Source organism: Haladaptatus rarus, assembly GCF_054177585.1.
Genome location: NZ_JBPEHG010000005.1, coordinates 1 through 14,696 on the forward strand (window position 1 = coordinate 1; position 14,696 = coordinate 14,696).

The window sequence follows — 14,696 nt, forward strand, 5'->3', positions numbered from 1 at the left end:
GTGCGTGCTCGCACCTGGTACCGAGAATTTCGTGAACTCGTCGTGAAATGTGTCGTTTACAACATCAAGCGAGCCGTGATACGGTGAAATCAAGCGCTGTATGGCGATTCACCAGAGCCAATCGTTCAAATTAATGCTATGGCAGTAGAGCCGACGACTCGGTCAGACGTGGAAGAATCGACTCACTCGGAGACAGGAACGGGACTCGACGAAAATCTCGCCGGTGCATTAGCGTATCTGCTCGGCCCACTGAGCGGACTCCTGTTTTTCGTAATCGAGAGCGAAAACGAGTTCGTGCGGTTTCACGCCGCACAGAGCATCGTCTTCGGTGTCGGGATGTTCGCCGTCTACATGCTCATGGGCATCTTCCAGTTCGCGTTGCTTCTCATCCCGCGCATCGGGGGACTGTTCTCCCTGCTGTTCACGCTCGTCTACTTCGTCGTCGGTTTCTTCACGTTCATGGCGTGGCTCTTCCTGATGTACAAGGCGTACTCTGAAGAGAAGTACGAACTACCAGTGTTCGGGAATCTGGCGGCCCGCATCGCGTAGGTGCGACTCACCGTTTTCGTGGTCGTCGCAGTACTCCTCGCAGGATGTACTGGCGGTACCGATCTACTCGATGACGAAAACGTTCCTGAAGGGTCAGGGATCGAGGATACGACCCCCCAACCGTAATGCGTTCACCCCCTTCGCGTTCGACCACCCCGCGACGTACACGTTCGAGATACGTGACCAGCGAGAAAGATCTGGAAATCTCGTCTGGGACGTGGAATCGATCGAGGGAGACCGGATAACGATGCGAATCGTGTTCACATTCGAAGGTGAGACACAGGAGAAGACGATGACGTTCGCACGCGACGATGCGTTCGCGCAAGTCGCGTTCTCACCGGGAGGTCACTACGCGATGACGACGATATTCTCGTCGTCGATGAGCAGCGTATACGAGAAAGACCTCCGAGTCGGTCAGTCGTGGACTGCGGTGTCCGGAGAGGGAACCATGCGGTACGACGTCGTCGAGAAACGAAACTACGCCGGAGTCGAGTGTTACTTCTCCCAGATCCGGATGAACGGAAGCGTATCGATGGAAGGTTGCTACGCGCCGAATCACGGCGTCGCACCGTACGGAGCCTACTACGACGACTCCGGAACGCAATTGGTCGAAGTGAAGTTAGCGTCCTACGAGCGAAAGTAGCTTCTATCGAGCGACTTCAGCATTTTTTTCCAGCGATTTTCGAAGAATTCCTCCATAAGAGAGATAATCTTTCAGTACCCACGGTGTCTTTCAGACAGTCCAGGGGCATCTCGATATCATGACTCGACATAGACAGCGAGTAGGCGCTGCGTTCGTCGTCTTTCTCGTCGTCGCCACCGTCTCCCTCCCGTTCGCGCTCCCCGTGAGCGCGAACGCGCCATACGCGACGCCAGCAGACGACGCGGGTACAGACCTCCGAACCATCGACGTTCCAAGCCACACGGGGACGAACCTCCCCTACGCGGGGTACATCCTCTCGTCCACGGAGTACGCCGAACTGGACGCTATACCGGGTTCGAGCACCGTCCGGAGCTATAGCCGCCACGACAGTTCGAATCCACTCGACAACGTGACGCGGGCGACGGTACACGATGCCGTCACCGACGACCCCGGTCTCTCCCTGTCGGCGCTCAGCGACCGGGCCGGGATTCCGCGCTCGACGGTTCGCTATCACGTCAGGATCCTCGAAGAGGAAGGGCTGGTCGAGACGGCGACGGTTCGTGGAAAACGTCGAGTCTCCCCGACTGACGGCGTCGATCCGGAACTCGCCGCGTCGCTCTCCGACGATTCGACGGCCCAACTGCTCGAAACCGTCGCTCGCAACGGCCCGGCCAGCGTCTCGGAACTCGCGGAGGCGCTCGACCGGACGCCGGGAACCGTCTCGTACCATCTAGACCGCCTCGCCGACGACGGACTCGTCGAACGGGAGCGTGCAGGTAACGCCGTCGTCACGACGCTTCCCGACCGAGTGCAGGCCGCTATCGACGCCGACTGAGTCGGTTTCGAGAGATTGGTCAAAACTTCCTTTGTGTCGTCGTGGATGATTCCGACTGGGGAACGACACCGGGGAACGTTCCCCCTAAAAAACGACGACGAACCTGACACACCAGACGTGACACACGGCAACCGAATCGTGAGACAGATTCGTCCGCCCAGATAACGAAACACCACACTGTTCGCCCGAGATGCACGCGCTCGGGAGGCGAGGAACATCTGACGACGAACCCGCTGACGAACTGCTATCGAGCTCTCGGCCGATATCGATAGCGAATAACCGTCTGAACAGCACTCGAGGCTTCGGCCCTCCCGAGTCGCCGCGACCCGAAGATCCTGATTTTCCCGCCGACCGTACCGGTATCGGCGTCGAGCACCGCCTTTCCGCTTGGCATACATTCACAAACCAGGACTGAGAGAAGATGTGTATGCCCCTGGATTTCGCGGTCGAAGACGCACTCGACCTCGCATACGTGTCTGAGCACGCGTGGAACGCGGATGATTCCCGACTCGGCTATCTCCGGTACGAGCGCGGCGAGACGAAACTAGCGGTGTGTGACGTGCCGAATGCCGAGGAAACCGACCTGTCTCCGGGGGGCGACCGACGACTGATCGGTGAAGACGTTTCGGAGTTCGCGTGGCGACCCGACCATCCGACAGAAGCCGCGTTCGTGGCAGATGGTGCGATACGGCTGTTCGATTACGATACCGGCGAGACCGACGAAACCAGTGTCGTCGCCTCGGGCGGCGACCACAGTTCGCTCGCGTGGCATCCCGCTGGAGACGTGTTAGCGTACCTCCGCAACGAGACACTGTGGTTACACGACCTCGACGATGGGAGTGTTCGAGCCATCGAAACGAACGTCGCAGACCTCTTTTCGGGAACACCGGTTCGGTGGAGTCCAGACGGCCGCTATCTGGCGACGATGGTCGCTTCCGAACACGGGACGCTCGGACTGGCTGTCTTCGAGGCTGGACGAGTCGGGGACGAAGACGAATCGAACGAAGTAGCGTGGACGCGAGAACCGACCCCCGCAGAGGAACGTGCTGTCTCGTCGTTCACGTGGGTCGGCGACGACCACCTCGTCTACGCCGAGGACGCAACTGACGGGACGGCACGAACGTATCGCTCGGTTCGACCGGGCGAAGACGACAGTGGCGTTCCCATCCTCACGGAGAGCGACGACCGCGTCCTCGCGCACGACCAGCCAGTCGGCAACGACTACGGACAGTTCGCACTCTACTCCGGGCGAACTGGATTTCACCATTGCTACGTCGTCGATGCCGAAGCTCGACGCGGGAGTGGAGAGACGAGCTTCGAAAGCGAAGGTATCACTCAGGTCACAGCAGGCGGGTTCGAAGCGCGTGGTGATGCCCCGGACGTGCCTGCGTGGAGCGACGACGGCACTCGCGTTGCCGTCGTGACGAACGAACACGACCCCGGAGAACGACGCCTGCACGTGGCGACCATCGAGGATAGCGCGGTCGCCGACACGACCGCCTTCGAGTTCGACGGGAACGCCTTGCGTCCGACGTGGGCCAGTGACGGTGACCACATCGCCGTCATTCGTGCAGGAAGACGAACCCCGGCGGATGTTCACGTGGCGAATCGGAAAACCGGTTCGTTGGTTCGCGTGTCGTCGGCCTATCCGAACGGCGAGAAACTCGACGCCTTTCCCGACCCGGAACCGATATCGTTCACGGGGACGGGCGATACGACCGTCCACGGCTACTGCTACGCGCCACCCGACGCCGAACCCGGCGACGACCTCCCTGCGGTCGTCTGGTGTCACGGCGGCCCGATCAGGCAGATGCGCCGTGGCTTCCACCACATGCGCTCGTACGCCTTCTTCCACGTCTTCAACCACGTCCTCGTGAGCAAGGGCTACGTCGTCCTCGAACTGAACTATCGCGGTGGAATCGGCTACGGCAGGGAGTTCGAACACGGTATCCACCACGCTATCGGACGCGACGACGTGGCAGACTCTGTGGACGCTGCAGCGTTCCTCCGTGACCACGAACTCGTCGGCGACCAGGTCGGGTTATGGGGGCTCTCCTACGGTGGCTTCCTCGCCAACGCGGTGGCGACACAGACGGAGGCGTTCGACTGTGCCGTCAACTTCGCGGGCATCTGGGACTGGCGACCGTGGGTCGAGTACGTCGCCGACATGTACTGGGGTGCAGGGCGGCGATTCATCGCTAAATTCGACGGTATGCCCGACGATGATGGAGCGAAAGAGCACTACGCGGCAGGGTCGCCCGCCGACCACTACGACGGTCTCGACACACCGCTGTTCGCACTGCACGGCACCGACGACCCAAACGTCCCCTTCGAACAGATGGATCTGCTCGTGGATGCGCTCGTCACGGGTGGCGACGAGTTCGAGATGGCGCACTACCCCGGCGAAGACCACATGTTCGAACAGGCGACGACGTGGCAGGACGCGCTGAGTCGGGTTCTCCCCTTCCTCGAATCGCATCTGGAGTGACTATCGGATGTGAAGTTTCGAACGAAGATCTAAGAGCGAGTGAAAAGAGGCGTCAACGCATCGATTCGAGATCGACGTACGACCCTTCTTTTGCCGTGATCCAGTGGGTCACGAGCGCCTCTCCATCCACGTCACGGGGGTAGACTGTGTATTCGTCGGGGCGGGAATCGTATTTGACAACGGTTCCGATCAGTTCCTTCTCTCTCGTCGGTTCGTCCTGCTTCGTGCGGTAATCTATCGCCATGATGGTGGGCTGGTGGATTGGTTCGGGTGTTCGTCTGCGATAGCTGCGGGGTGTTCTACTGTCGATATCCTACTCTTCGGCGGAGATATCTACGACGAGTACCGGATGTCGTGAGAGGGTGACCACCTTCTGGGAGACGCTTCCGAGGAGGTTGCGTCGGGGGTCTGCACCGTGAGTGCCCATGACGACGAGGTCGATATCGTTCTCGTCGGCGTAGGTGACGATCTCGTCCGCGGGATTCCCCTGACGGAGTTCGCCCTTCGCGTCGAGTTCGGCGGATTCGACCTTCGTTACGGCGTAATCGAGAGCCTGTTCGCCCTCGGCATGGAACTCGTCGGTCACTGCTGGAATCCGTTCCTCGTCGAGCGTCAGAAATGCCCTGTCGTCGACGACGTGCAGGACGTGGATCGTTGCGTCACGTCTCCCTGCGATCTCGAGCGCGTGCTCGATGACGGTTTCGGTGGCCTCGCTTCCGTCCGTGGGGAGCAGGATATCGTCGTACATCTGTATCTGTACGTTCTGACTGGGTCAGTATATAGTGGAACTGTCGTTCTCGGGGGATGAAAACGGTTCTCAGCGGCTGAAAATCACCTGTAAGCGAAGCAATAGCAGGATACCGATCAGTTCGTCCGATGCAACCGCCAGCGTTCGTAGAAACAGTCGACACCCGATTCGGTCTCCTCGAATGTTACCGTGCGCTTTTCGCCTTCGGGCGAGAGGGTGTAGAACTCCCCGCCTTCGATATCCTGTGTCTTCGGGACCAAGGTTTCACCCGACCCCGAGTACGGCCCCTCGAACGAGAGTCGGAGGACTTCGCCATCCCGCGAGACGGTCGCACGCCTGACACCGCGATAGGCTTCGTACTCACCCGTCAAATCGTCGAGGCGTTTTCGACGGGCGAAGAAGGAAGTGGGCTTCTCGGGATTCGCACCGAGGAGGAGCGCCAGTACCCCTTCGCCGAGTGCCGAGAGCGCGTGATCTGGGGCTGTGTTCGCGGCGAGCGCGACGCCGTACTCACCGTCTTCGAGGAAGCCGAGGTAGGACGACGAGACGCCGAGCGACCCACTGTGTCCGACGACCGTGCGGTCTCGCAGGTCGCGTCGTCGCCAGCCGTAGCCGTACGGCCCCGCTTCGGTTTCGACGTGTCCAGCGTGCATCGAATCCAGGGAATCTTGCGAGACGAGGGCGGTTCCCTCGAACTCGCCGTGCATCTGGAATCGGAGGTAGTTCGTCAGTTCGCGCACCGAACTGAGCAGTCCACCCGGTGCGTGACTGAGCTCTCTGACGGGAAGGGGCGTGGCCCTCGAGATGGGTTCGTCGTCTTCCAGGATGTAGGGCGTCATCACGTCGTCGTCCGACTCGAACTCGCTCGCGTCGAACGTCGAGCGCGTCATCCCGAGGGGGGCGAGGATCTCCTCGGTGGCGTACTCGTCGAACGACCTCCCTGAGCAGGCTTCGATAACCTCGCCGAGGAGCATGTAGCTGCTGTTCGAGTAAAAGAACTGGTCGCCGGGGGCGGCGGCGATCTCGTCCGTCGCGTTCCGCAGGTGGTAGTGGAAATCACCGTCGTCTGCCATCGGGATTCCGACTTCCTCCAGTTCCGCCCGGCGTGAGATGAGCGTCTCGCTGACGCCGAGGGAGGGCATCCCGGAGGAGTGGGTCAGTAGGTCGTGGATCGTCGCGCCGTTCAGGTCGATGTCGAGGTGGTCTGCGACGGGGTCGCCCACGTCGAGGTCGCCAGCCTCCTGCAATTGGACGATTGCGAGCGCGACGAACGATTTCGTGACGGACGCGACCCCGTACAGCGTGTCAGGTGTCGCCGATCGGTTCGTCGTCAGATCACGTGACCCGTACCCGTCGGCGAAGACGACCTCGTCGTCCTGAACAGCCGCGATACTCAATCCGGGGACGCGATGGTCGGTCTGCCACTCGACGAGAAGCGTTTCCAGTGCTCGACGATTGGTCTCAGAAAGCTCCGAATCGGCCATATGCGCGGGATTCGAACCGATCGACGATAAAACCAACCCGGCGAGATTTCACTTTCACCGTGCTCTGGTGAACTATTTACTTCTTACCTTCGAAGCGCGGGGCATGGGACTGATGCGACGACTCGGAGTATCCTCCGACCAGGAGACCCCATACGAATGCAAGGGGTGTGGTACCACCTTCGGGGTTCTACCCCAAGTCTGCCCCGAGTGCGGTAGCTACATCATCGAACGAGACGACTGGGACTGACGAACGACGAGTTCGTCTCCCGGTTTCACGCCGTCCACCCCTCCCGCCGAAAATTCGAAGACACGATCTCCCTCCCCGTGCGCGATTCCCGTCCACGAACCCAGTCGGGCGACTCCCGTCACCCGGCCATCGTTCGTCCAGACGACGTCGAGCGACAGCGGCGTCAGTGCTGTCGACGCACGACGTTCACCGACCGAATCGAACTCGAACTGGAGCGCGTACTCGTCGTGCCGAACCAGTCTGGCAAGTCCACAGATTCGAGCGCGGAGCGAATCGACCTGTTGGACCCGAGATGCAAGCGTTCGTTCGGTCCCATCCCGGCGGTGGACGACGTACATGATCGGTGACTATGCGGTCGGGACGATTATCGTTTTCGTGGGTCGGTTCGGTGGGCCGTTCCGGTGGGTCGGGTCGGACGTGTCGCGCACTGCGGTCACGCTTTCTCGCGGTGGTAGTTGCGCCCAAGGAAGAGGGTAAGGACGTGGAGGGCGACCAGTCCAGCGAACAACGTGAAGAGCTTTCCACTCGATCCTTCGAATAGCAGCGGAACGTATAGTATCGGGAGGGCGACTGACAGCCAGAAGCTGACGACCTGTAACGGTGCAGTGACGAATTGGTGGCTCATTGTGGAGAGGACATCGACCCACGACATACCAACGTATACGCGAACAGATACGAATACTATTGACCGGTTAATCACTTCTAACTGACTGTTAAACCGGTGTCGGACAATCAAAATCGAACCTTTCAAGACAGTGGTGGTTCGGAAAGGAGAGACTATCGTGATGTTCTCACACTGTCTGTCACAGCGCAGACAGACAAGAATCGCAAGACGGAAGCGCGTAAGACAATCTTCGAAACGGGACGGAACCCCCGTCTTGCTTTTTTTCGTCCGACTGTATGACTTCTACCCGTTTTTCGTCTGACAGGGCTTTATGATTTTTCAGGTGCTATGTGAGACGCACACGATTCCCGTGTCCCACGGAGGCAATCCCCAATGAGCAAATCAGAACCCGAGACGTGGCGAACCGGAACGAACCGGTCGACGTACCACACCCAACACGATTGGACCACGACAGAACCCCTCAGCACGACGGTGATGACGGCTGTTGCCGATGCGATGGGCGAAGACCCGGCCGAGATCGGCCCCCTGTACGAACGATTCGACCCCGATGCGCTGGACGGGTTGTTCTCTCCCCGACCAGATGGAGCGCCGCGAACGGGTGGTCACGTCGCGTTCACGTTCGAAGGCTATCACGTCTTCATCCAGAGCGACGGTCACATCGCCATCCACCCACCAGCAGAAAGGACGTAACTTTTTGTCTCTTCCGTTCCCACGGAACGACAGATGCGATGATCCAGCTACCGATACGGCGCTGTTCGGCCTGTGGCTACATCGGCCCAGTCGGCCGGTTCAAGACTGACGAGCGAGAACTGACGTGTCCCCGGTGTGGCCACGAACTGGCAGGGACGTTCGATCCACGACTGGCATGACAGGGACGACACTCGCCGCCGTCATCGAAGAGTACCTCGTCAGTATCGAGGGTGGAAACTACCGCACCAACACCGAATCCGTGCTCCGACAGTGGGAAGCGTGGCTCGCGCGCGAACGCGACGTTACCCACGTAGAGGACGTCGAGGTCATCGATTGTCGTCGGTACGCTCGTCACCTGAAACGAGAAGTGCGTGAGGGGAACCTGAAGGCATCGACGGCACACACCTACTACGCCTACGTCCGGGCGTTCCTCGGATTCTGTGAGGCGGACGAACTCATCTCGCGCAATCCCGCAGCCGTCTCGCGTGCACAGGCCGAACTGCCGGAGGACAACGCCGACACGAACCGCCAGTTCTGGTCGGAACGCGACCGGAAAGCGATCCTCGCGTTCATGGACAGACGGGTCGAACAGGCGCTAGACGAGGAGGCCGACGTCTCGCGCGAACGAGCGTACCGCGACCGTGCGCTCGTCCGCCTGCTCGCGCTCTCGGGTGTACGCGGCGCGGAGGTGTTCCGTGACCCCGGCGACGAGAAACGAACCGGCATCACCTGGGAAGACGTGGACATCGAAGGCGGCGCAGTCCGAGTCTTCGGCAAATCGCGGGAGTACGAGTACGCCCAGCTACCCCGCAAGGCAGCCGAGGCACTGGAACGCTACCACCGAGTGTCCGACCCGCCGACACCACGATTTCCGGTGTTCCCGACCGACCACGCACCCTCGAAGTATCGGGCCGTCCGCGAGCAGTTGGCCGACGACTACGACGAGGAGCAGATCGAGACCATCCTCGACGCGAACGACATCGACGACGTGGTACGAGAGTACGAGATCGTCATCCCCGCCATCTCGACTCGCGGGGCGCGCAACCTGATGAAGCGTCTCTGCGAGGAGGCCGAACTGGACATCGACGGCGAGTATCTGAAACCACATGGTGCGCGGCGGGGGTTGGGCCATCATCTCTACAGCGCGGGCCACGCCGAACTGGCACAGTCCGCACTTCGCCACGCCTCGATTGCGACCACCCACGAGAGCTACTCGAACATCCGAGCGAGCGAGACGGCAGAGCGCGTCGACGACGTTCTCGAAGACTGATCACTGGAATCCGTCCCCGTCCGGAGATCCTGTGACAGGGCTCTGCCTGTGCCGTTTTTCCGCCACCAACCCAACCAGGAAGGGGATGTGACTATATTCGTGATGTCCAATGTGAAGGTATGGAGCACGGTGAATCCCTCGACGGCTCATCCGATTCCCTGACGACGGCGTTCGAGGTTCTCTCAAACGACCAACGACGACAGATCCTCTTCGAACTCCTGGAGGAGTATCCACAGAAGGACGACGTATCGCTTCGCCTCGGCACCGATTCCGAGCTTCGATTGACCGCCGAAGTGATGCTTTTCAACTCACATCTGCCGAAACTCGAAGACTACGGTCTCATCGAGTGGAATCGGGAGGAGGGAGTGATAGCGAAAGGTCCACAGTTCGACGAGATTCGACCCGTTCTCGAACGTCTGGAGCCGTATCACGCCGAGTTGTTGGAAGACGTGTCGTCGTAACGCGGAAACCGACCGACTGAGCAGGGGACCGAGCACACCAGCGATCACGATTCGGGGGCAGACTAACGACCGCGATTCGAGAGACAGACCAACAGCCCCTTTTCCTCGCACTGCCGAGATTCGCCAATGCGATTCCGCCGGACGCTGACGGTCGCCCTGCTCGCCCTTCCACTCCTTGGGGGCGTGGCGACCGCACATGGCGTCACGACGCGGTTCGACGCGCCGATTCCGCTTTCCCTCCTGTTCGGGGGAGCGGGGGCGACCGTCGCGCTCACAGCGCTCGCGCTCACCGCCACGGTCGAACACACACCGACTGGAACGCGCCACGTGTCGCTAGTCTCGTCCGAAACTGCTCGTGCACTTCAACTCGCTGCTCGCGTGCTCTTTCTCGCAGCGTTCGTGTCTGTGTTGGTGGCTGGTGCGCTCGCGTCGCCGAACCCACGGGAGAATCCCGCGACCCTGTTCACGTGGTCGGTCTGGCTGAAGGGTGTCGGCCTACTGGCGGTGCTGTTCGGCAGTCCGTGGCAAACGCTCTCACCCTGGCGCACGATCCACGATGGGCTTTCGTGGCTCGAAGACGGGGAACTGGCCCTTTTCTCGTATCCCGACCGGCTCAGCGATTGGCCCGCGCTCGTCGGGTTTCTCGCCCTCGTCGGCGTCGCGGAGAACCTGACCGCGATTCCGGACTCACCACGACTGACCACTGCGCTCCTCGCGAGCTACGCCCTCTTCATGCTCTTCGGGGGTGTGCTGTTCGGTCGCGTATGGTTCCGACGTGCCGACCCCCTCGCCGTTCTCTATCGGCTGTTCGGTCGCGTCGCACCCATTCGAATCGCGGGAAGGGAAACAACCCTTCGACCCCCGTGGCAGGGGTGTCATCGTGCAGGCCGCTCGTTAGTGCTCGCGGCCTTCGTCGTGGCGAGCGTCTACACGGTGAGTTTCGACGGGTTCACCGAGACGCCGGAGTATCAGACGCTCTCGTTCGCGGCTCGGGACGTGACGGGACTGGGGGCTGTCGTCTCCCTCCCGCTCTACCTCGTGGGCTTTCTCGCGTTCCTCATCCTCTTCGGGGCAATCGCGGAGCTTACTCGACAGGTTTCGGGGACGGAAGATACGTGGCAGGAGATGGCCCGCGCACTTGCACCGACTGTGGTACCCATCGCCGTCGCCTACGAGGTCGCGCACAACTACCCGTTCGTGCTTCAGCAGTCGGCACGACTGCTGGAGGTGGTCGGCGGGCCGGAACTGTCACTCCTCGGGTGGCTCTCGCTTCCGGTGTTCTGGACGTCGCAAGTCGTGCTCGTCGTCGTGGGCCACCTCGTCGCCGTCGTCGCGGCCCACTACGTCGCGCTGGAGCGCACTGATCGGGTGGGATGGGCACACCTCCCGTTGACCGTCCTGATGGTGGGCTACACCGTCCTCTCGCTGTGGATCATCTCCCGCCCGGTGGCGACGTGACAGGGTTGGATGATGGGGTGGGGATCGCTCTCTGAATTCGACGGGCATACCAGAACCCCTTTTCTCGCGTGGTCGCTAGCGTGGGGTGATGAGCGAATCGACGCGCGGAATCCCCCGGCGCGAATTCATGAAAGCCGCCGTCGCTATCGGTGGGTCTGCGGCGCTGTCGGCCTGCCTCGACAGGGGTGGGATGCCAGACGTACCGCAGGGGCCAGACGATCTTTCGACGCTTCCGCAGCGCCAGCACGCATGGAATCAGTTCCTCGCCACGGACGATCACGGGAACGACGTGGCTCCCCGCCATCACGTGCTCCTCTTTCTGAACTATGCTGGCAGCGGTGGTGAGACGGGAACGCCCAGCGGTTCGGAGCGAAAGTCGGTCGAGCAGGCGTTTCGAAGCCTCGAACGCGCCTACCGTCGGAGCAACGACGGACTGCTCTTCACGGTTGGTTACTCGCCATCGTACTTCGCACGATTCGGCGGGGATGGAAGCGGTGAAGTCGGAATCGGCGTGCTGGCGAAACCGAAAGCCCTCGCGCCGTTCGAAGACCCGAAACTGGACGAACAGGATGCCGTCGTCCACCTCGCCAGCGACCACGCACAGCTCGTGCTGGCGGCGGAAGAGGCGTTGCTCGGCAACCGCGACGAACTGAACGGGGTCGACGTGACCGGTCTGTCAGGCGTGTTCGAGAAGGCCGACCGCCGAACCGGATTCGTCGGTGACGGCCTCCCTGCCGAGCATCAGGACGTGAACGGGATTCCCGACTCGAACCCCGTTCCCGAGGAATCGCCGCTCTACATGGGGTTCAAATCGGGGTTCCGGAAGAATCAGGCGTCGGAAGACCGGGTGACGATCCAGGACGGCCCCTACGCGGGCGGGACGACCCAGCACGTCTCCCGGCTTCGACTGCATCTCGACCAGTGGTACGAACAGGACAGCCGCGACCAGCGCGTCGCCAAGATGTTCTGTCCGGTACACGCCGAACGGGACATGGTCGACGGCGTGGGTGACAACCTCGGCGCTTCCAGCAAGATGGACGACGACTGTATCGAGCAGGTGGAAGACCACGCTCGGAAACGAGGTATGGTCGGCCACTCGCAGAAATCCGCCGGAGCGCGCGAGGGTGATTCGCCGATCATCCTCCGCCGTGATTTCGATTCGACCGATGGGGGCGAGGCGGGCCTTCATTTCGTTGCCGTCCAGCGAACCATCGCGGATTTCGAGACGACCCGTGAGGCCATGAACGGCACCGACCTCGCCGAGAACTCCTCCGTGGGACAACGTGTGAATAACGGCATCTTACAGTACATGACCGTCGAGCGCCGGGGGAACTTCCTGCTCCCACCGCGTTCGCTTCGGTCACTTCCGACACCGAATCCGTGAAAAATCGGGTGTGTTGGTGAAAGTGGTTTGCGGGATTTTCGAGGGTACCCGGTTTCCGTAGTTTCGGAAGGACGACACTTGCGTTACATTGACTCTGACATCGATGTGACGCGATCTTCGAAAGCCCCCGCTCGGTCGCGGTCGCTCTGCGACATCTCGACTCGGCACGCAAAGCGTGCCTCGCCGAGAGGGGTCACAGAGGCGATCACGTAAACGCGACCGAGCGGCCCCTTTCAGTCCACCCGAACAGTACCGCCACCGCACGCATGGCTGAACTACCGCCGAGCGTTCACACCGATCGATCATAGAAGTTCGCCAACCTGTCTGTGCCTCCCCCTGGCGGACTGAAAGGGCGAGCGGCGGTACGGGAAGCACGGCCCCGTAAGCACCGCAACCGAGTGAGCGAAGCGAACGAGGTGAGGCGCGCAGCGTGGGGCGAGCGTAGCGCCCGAGGGCTTTCGAGGACACAGTGACGTTGTTGGTAGCGTCTTCGTGGTGAGAGCGATAAGAGACGTTCAAGAACGTCGCTACTGCGAACACTCGTTCCGAGAGGTCCCTCGATACCGTAAACGAAACGTACTAAGACGTACTGATTTGTACTGAAATGTACTGACCAGATTCCAAAGCCGACGAATCGAACTCGTTTCGACGGGTGTACCAGAACCCCTTTTCCTGACCGATTATAAATCCCATTCGATGAACCGTCGCAGGTTTCTGCAGGCTGCGAGCGTCACCAGCACCGCCGCGGTGGCGGGGTGTTTCGGACTGTTCGAGACGAAGACCCTCCCGCGCGAACCGCCGATGGTGGAGAACCGCCCGAACGCGGTGTACTACCCATCACACGTCGAAGGGATGGAGATGGCGGGGATGGCGAAGAAAGGCCGTCTTCGATTGGCCCTGTTCTACTCGTTTCCGCACCGATTCTGGCTGATGGGTGGCGGGACGGCCAAACAGCAGGAGAAGGTCACCGTCCAGAAGGACGACGACCTGCATCTGATGGCCTCCGTCTGGGACGCGGAGACGAAGACGGTGCTCCCCACCGGAAACGTCCGGATCGACCTCTCGAAAGGGGACTGGAGCGACACTCGAACCATGTGGCCGATGCTCTCACAGAACATGGGCTTTCACTTCGGCGACAACATGTCGCTCGATGGCGACGGAACCTACGAGGCCGAGGTGCAGGTCGGTGGGCTGAGCATCCGCCGAACGGGGGCGCTCGCGGGGCAGTTCGGGTCGAGTGAGACGCTCTCCACCCAGTTCGAGTTCAGTCAGCAGAAACTGGAAAACACGCCGTACAACAAACTGGACGACAAGAAGGGAACGAAGGGTGCGGTGAACCCGATGGAGATGGAGATGCCGACGAGTCACGTCCCGCCGAAGTCCGACCTCCCCGGCCAACTCGTCGACGAGAAGTCGAGCGGTGACGCGAAGTTCGCCGTCTGCACGCATAGCGACACCGACCTCGCGGAGAACACCTATCTCCTCGTCTCGCCGCGGACGCCGCACAATCGCTACCCGATTCCGATGATGTCCCTCTCGGCGCGGCTGAAACGCGGCGGGAACGCCATCTTCGACGGGACGCTGAAGCCGACGCTCGACCCCGATATCGGCTATCACTACGGCGCGGATGTGAAAGGCGTCGAGTCGGGCGACGAACTGACCGTCCTGGTGGATTCGCCACCGCAAGTCTCCCGGCACGAAGGGTACGAGACGGCGTTTCTCTCGATGCCGAAGCTACGGTTTTCCGTGCAGTGATCGAAGCGGTAGTTTTCAGCGCAGGGACCAAAGCCACGGTTTCGGAGTGCTATCCGAGC

Annotated in this window: 15 protein-coding genes; 10 read left to right on the plus strand and 5 right to left on the minus strand. The window is 61.1% G+C overall.

The window, feature by feature from the left end; translation table 11 throughout:
• Window positions 1-138 precede the first annotated feature (138 nt).
• The 4 genes from ACR3FE_RS12920 (at window position 139) to ACR3FE_RS12935 (ending at window position 4,515) form a co-directional block, all read left to right on the plus strand.
• On the plus strand, window positions 139-549 hold the full coding sequence (locus ACR3FE_RS12920; RefSeq protein ID WP_458207563.1) for a DUF4870 domain-containing protein: 411 nt from the start codon (window positions 139-141) through the stop codon (window positions 547-549).
• A gap of 70 nt (window positions 550-619) precedes the next feature.
• Window positions 620-1,192: a hypothetical protein gene (locus ACR3FE_RS12925; RefSeq protein ID WP_458207564.1), complete on the plus strand. Its 573-nt coding sequence runs from the start codon at window positions 620-622 to the stop codon at window positions 1,190-1,192.
• Window positions 1,193-1,310: 118 nt separating this feature from the next.
• Entirely contained in the window at window positions 1,311-2,027 is a 717-nt protein-coding gene (locus ACR3FE_RS12930; protein ID WP_458207565.1) for a winged helix-turn-helix transcriptional regulator, read from the plus strand.
• Window positions 2,028-2,454: 427 nt separating this feature from the next.
• Window positions 2,455-4,515, plus strand: a complete 2,061-nt coding sequence (locus ACR3FE_RS12935; RefSeq protein WP_458207566.1) for a S9 family peptidase — start codon at window positions 2,455-2,457, stop codon at window positions 4,513-4,515.
• Window positions 4,516-4,567: 52 nt separating this feature from the next.
• On the opposite strand, the gene ACR3FE_RS12940 is transcribed toward ACR3FE_RS12935, so the two are convergent.
• From ACR3FE_RS12940 to ACR3FE_RS12960, 5 genes are all read right to left on the minus strand, one after another.
• The gene (locus ACR3FE_RS12940) at window positions 4,568-4,759 is read right to left on the minus strand and encodes a DUF7511 domain-containing protein (protein ID WP_458207567.1); all 192 of its coding nucleotides are present in this window, start codon (window positions 4,757-4,759) and stop codon (window positions 4,568-4,570) included.
• Window positions 4,760-4,828: 69 nt separating this feature from the next.
• Window positions 4,829-5,263, minus strand: coding sequence for a universal stress protein (locus tag ACR3FE_RS12945; RefSeq protein ID WP_458207568.1), 435 nt, complete (start codon window positions 5,261-5,263; stop codon window positions 4,829-4,831).
• Between the two features lie 116 nt (window positions 5,264-5,379).
• Entirely contained in the window at window positions 5,380-6,747 is a 1,368-nt protein-coding gene (locus tag ACR3FE_RS12950; RefSeq protein WP_458207569.1) for a serine hydrolase, read from the minus strand.
• A gap of 216 nt (window positions 6,748-6,963) precedes the next feature.
• Complete coding sequence (locus ACR3FE_RS12955) at window positions 6,964-7,332, minus strand: hypothetical protein (protein WP_458207570.1); 369 nt, start codon at window positions 7,330-7,332, stop codon at window positions 6,964-6,966.
• A gap of 95 nt (window positions 7,333-7,427) precedes the next feature.
• Complete coding sequence (locus tag ACR3FE_RS12960; RefSeq protein ID WP_458207571.1) at window positions 7,428-7,619, minus strand: DUF8028 family protein; 192 nt, start codon at window positions 7,617-7,619, stop codon at window positions 7,428-7,430.
• Window positions 7,620-7,991: 372 nt separating this feature from the next.
• Here ACR3FE_RS12960 and ACR3FE_RS12965 point away from each other — a divergent pair, with 372 nt between their 5' ends.
• The 6 genes from ACR3FE_RS12965 (at window position 7,992) to ACR3FE_RS12990 (ending at window position 14,637) form a co-directional block, all read left to right on the plus strand.
• The gene (locus ACR3FE_RS12965; protein ID WP_458207572.1) at window positions 7,992-8,309 is read left to right on the plus strand and encodes a HalOD1 output domain-containing protein; all 318 of its coding nucleotides are present in this window, start codon (window positions 7,992-7,994) and stop codon (window positions 8,307-8,309) included.
• Between the two features lie 175 nt (window positions 8,310-8,484).
• A complete protein-coding gene (locus ACR3FE_RS12970) occupies window positions 8,485-9,579 on the plus strand; it encodes a tyrosine-type recombinase/integrase (RefSeq protein ID WP_458207573.1) in 1,095 nt (364 codons plus the stop codon).
• Between the two features lie 119 nt (window positions 9,580-9,698).
• Window positions 9,699-10,040, plus strand: coding sequence for a DUF7344 domain-containing protein (locus tag ACR3FE_RS12975; RefSeq protein ID WP_458207574.1), 342 nt, complete (start codon window positions 9,699-9,701; stop codon window positions 10,038-10,040).
• 126 nt (window positions 10,041-10,166) lie between these two features.
• The gene (locus ACR3FE_RS12980; RefSeq protein ID WP_458207575.1) at window positions 10,167-11,498 is read left to right on the plus strand and encodes a hypothetical protein; all 1,332 of its coding nucleotides are present in this window, start codon (window positions 10,167-10,169) and stop codon (window positions 11,496-11,498) included.
• An 88-nt stretch (window positions 11,499-11,586) separates the two neighbouring features.
• Window positions 11,587-12,882, plus strand: coding sequence for a DUF7405 family protein (locus ACR3FE_RS12985; RefSeq protein ID WP_458207576.1), 1,296 nt, complete (start codon window positions 11,587-11,589; stop codon window positions 12,880-12,882).
• A 696-nt stretch (window positions 12,883-13,578) separates the two neighbouring features.
• Window positions 13,579-14,637: a DUF7350 domain-containing protein gene (locus tag ACR3FE_RS12990; protein WP_458207577.1), complete on the plus strand. Its 1,059-nt coding sequence runs from the start codon at window positions 13,579-13,581 to the stop codon at window positions 14,635-14,637.
• Window positions 14,638-14,696 lie beyond the last annotated feature (59 nt).

Excerpts from the sequence above, each read along its gene's own strand:
- ACR3FE_RS12920 (WP_458207563.1), top strand. The coding sequence starts at position 139 with ATGGCAGTAGAGCCGACGACTCGGTCAGACGTGGAAGAATCGACTCAC.
- ACR3FE_RS12965 (WP_458207572.1), top strand. The coding sequence starts at position 7,992 with ATGAGCAAATCAGAACCCGAGACGTGGCGAACCGGAACGAACCGGTCG.
- ACR3FE_RS12935 (WP_458207566.1), top strand. The coding sequence starts at position 2,455 with ATGCCCCTGGATTTCGCGGTCGAAGACGCACTCGACCTCGCATACGTG.
- ACR3FE_RS12960 (WP_458207571.1), bottom strand. The coding sequence starts at position 7,619 with ATGAGCCACCAATTCGTCACTGCACCGTTACAGGTCGTCAGCTTCTGG.
- ACR3FE_RS12990 (WP_458207577.1), top strand. The coding sequence starts at position 13,579 with ATGAACCGTCGCAGGTTTCTGCAGGCTGCGAGCGTCACCAGCACCGCC.
- ACR3FE_RS12930 (WP_458207565.1), top strand. The coding sequence starts at position 1,311 with ATGACTCGACATAGACAGCGAGTAGGCGCTGCGTTCGTCGTCTTTCTC.
- ACR3FE_RS12970 (WP_458207573.1), top strand. The coding sequence starts at position 8,485 with ATGACAGGGACGACACTCGCCGCCGTCATCGAAGAGTACCTCGTCAGT.
- ACR3FE_RS12950 (WP_458207569.1), bottom strand. The coding sequence starts at position 6,747 with ATGGCCGATTCGGAGCTTTCTGAGACCAATCGTCGAGCACTGGAAACG.
- ACR3FE_RS12940 (WP_458207567.1), bottom strand. The coding sequence starts at position 4,759 with ATGGCGATAGATTACCGCACGAAGCAGGACGAACCGACGAGAGAGAAG.
- ACR3FE_RS12925 (WP_458207564.1), top strand. The coding sequence starts at position 620 with ATGACGAAAACGTTCCTGAAGGGTCAGGGATCGAGGATACGACCCCCC.
- ACR3FE_RS12980 (WP_458207575.1), top strand. The coding sequence starts at position 10,167 with ATGCGATTCCGCCGGACGCTGACGGTCGCCCTGCTCGCCCTTCCACTC.
- ACR3FE_RS12945 (WP_458207568.1), bottom strand. The coding sequence starts at position 5,263 with ATGTACGACGATATCCTGCTCCCCACGGACGGAAGCGAGGCCACCGAA.
- ACR3FE_RS12975 (WP_458207574.1), top strand. The coding sequence starts at position 9,699 with ATGGAGCACGGTGAATCCCTCGACGGCTCATCCGATTCCCTGACGACG.
- ACR3FE_RS12985 (WP_458207576.1), top strand. The coding sequence starts at position 11,587 with ATGAGCGAATCGACGCGCGGAATCCCCCGGCGCGAATTCATGAAAGCC.
- ACR3FE_RS12955 (WP_458207570.1), bottom strand. The coding sequence starts at position 7,332 with ATGTACGTCGTCCACCGCCGGGATGGGACCGAACGAACGCTTGCATCT.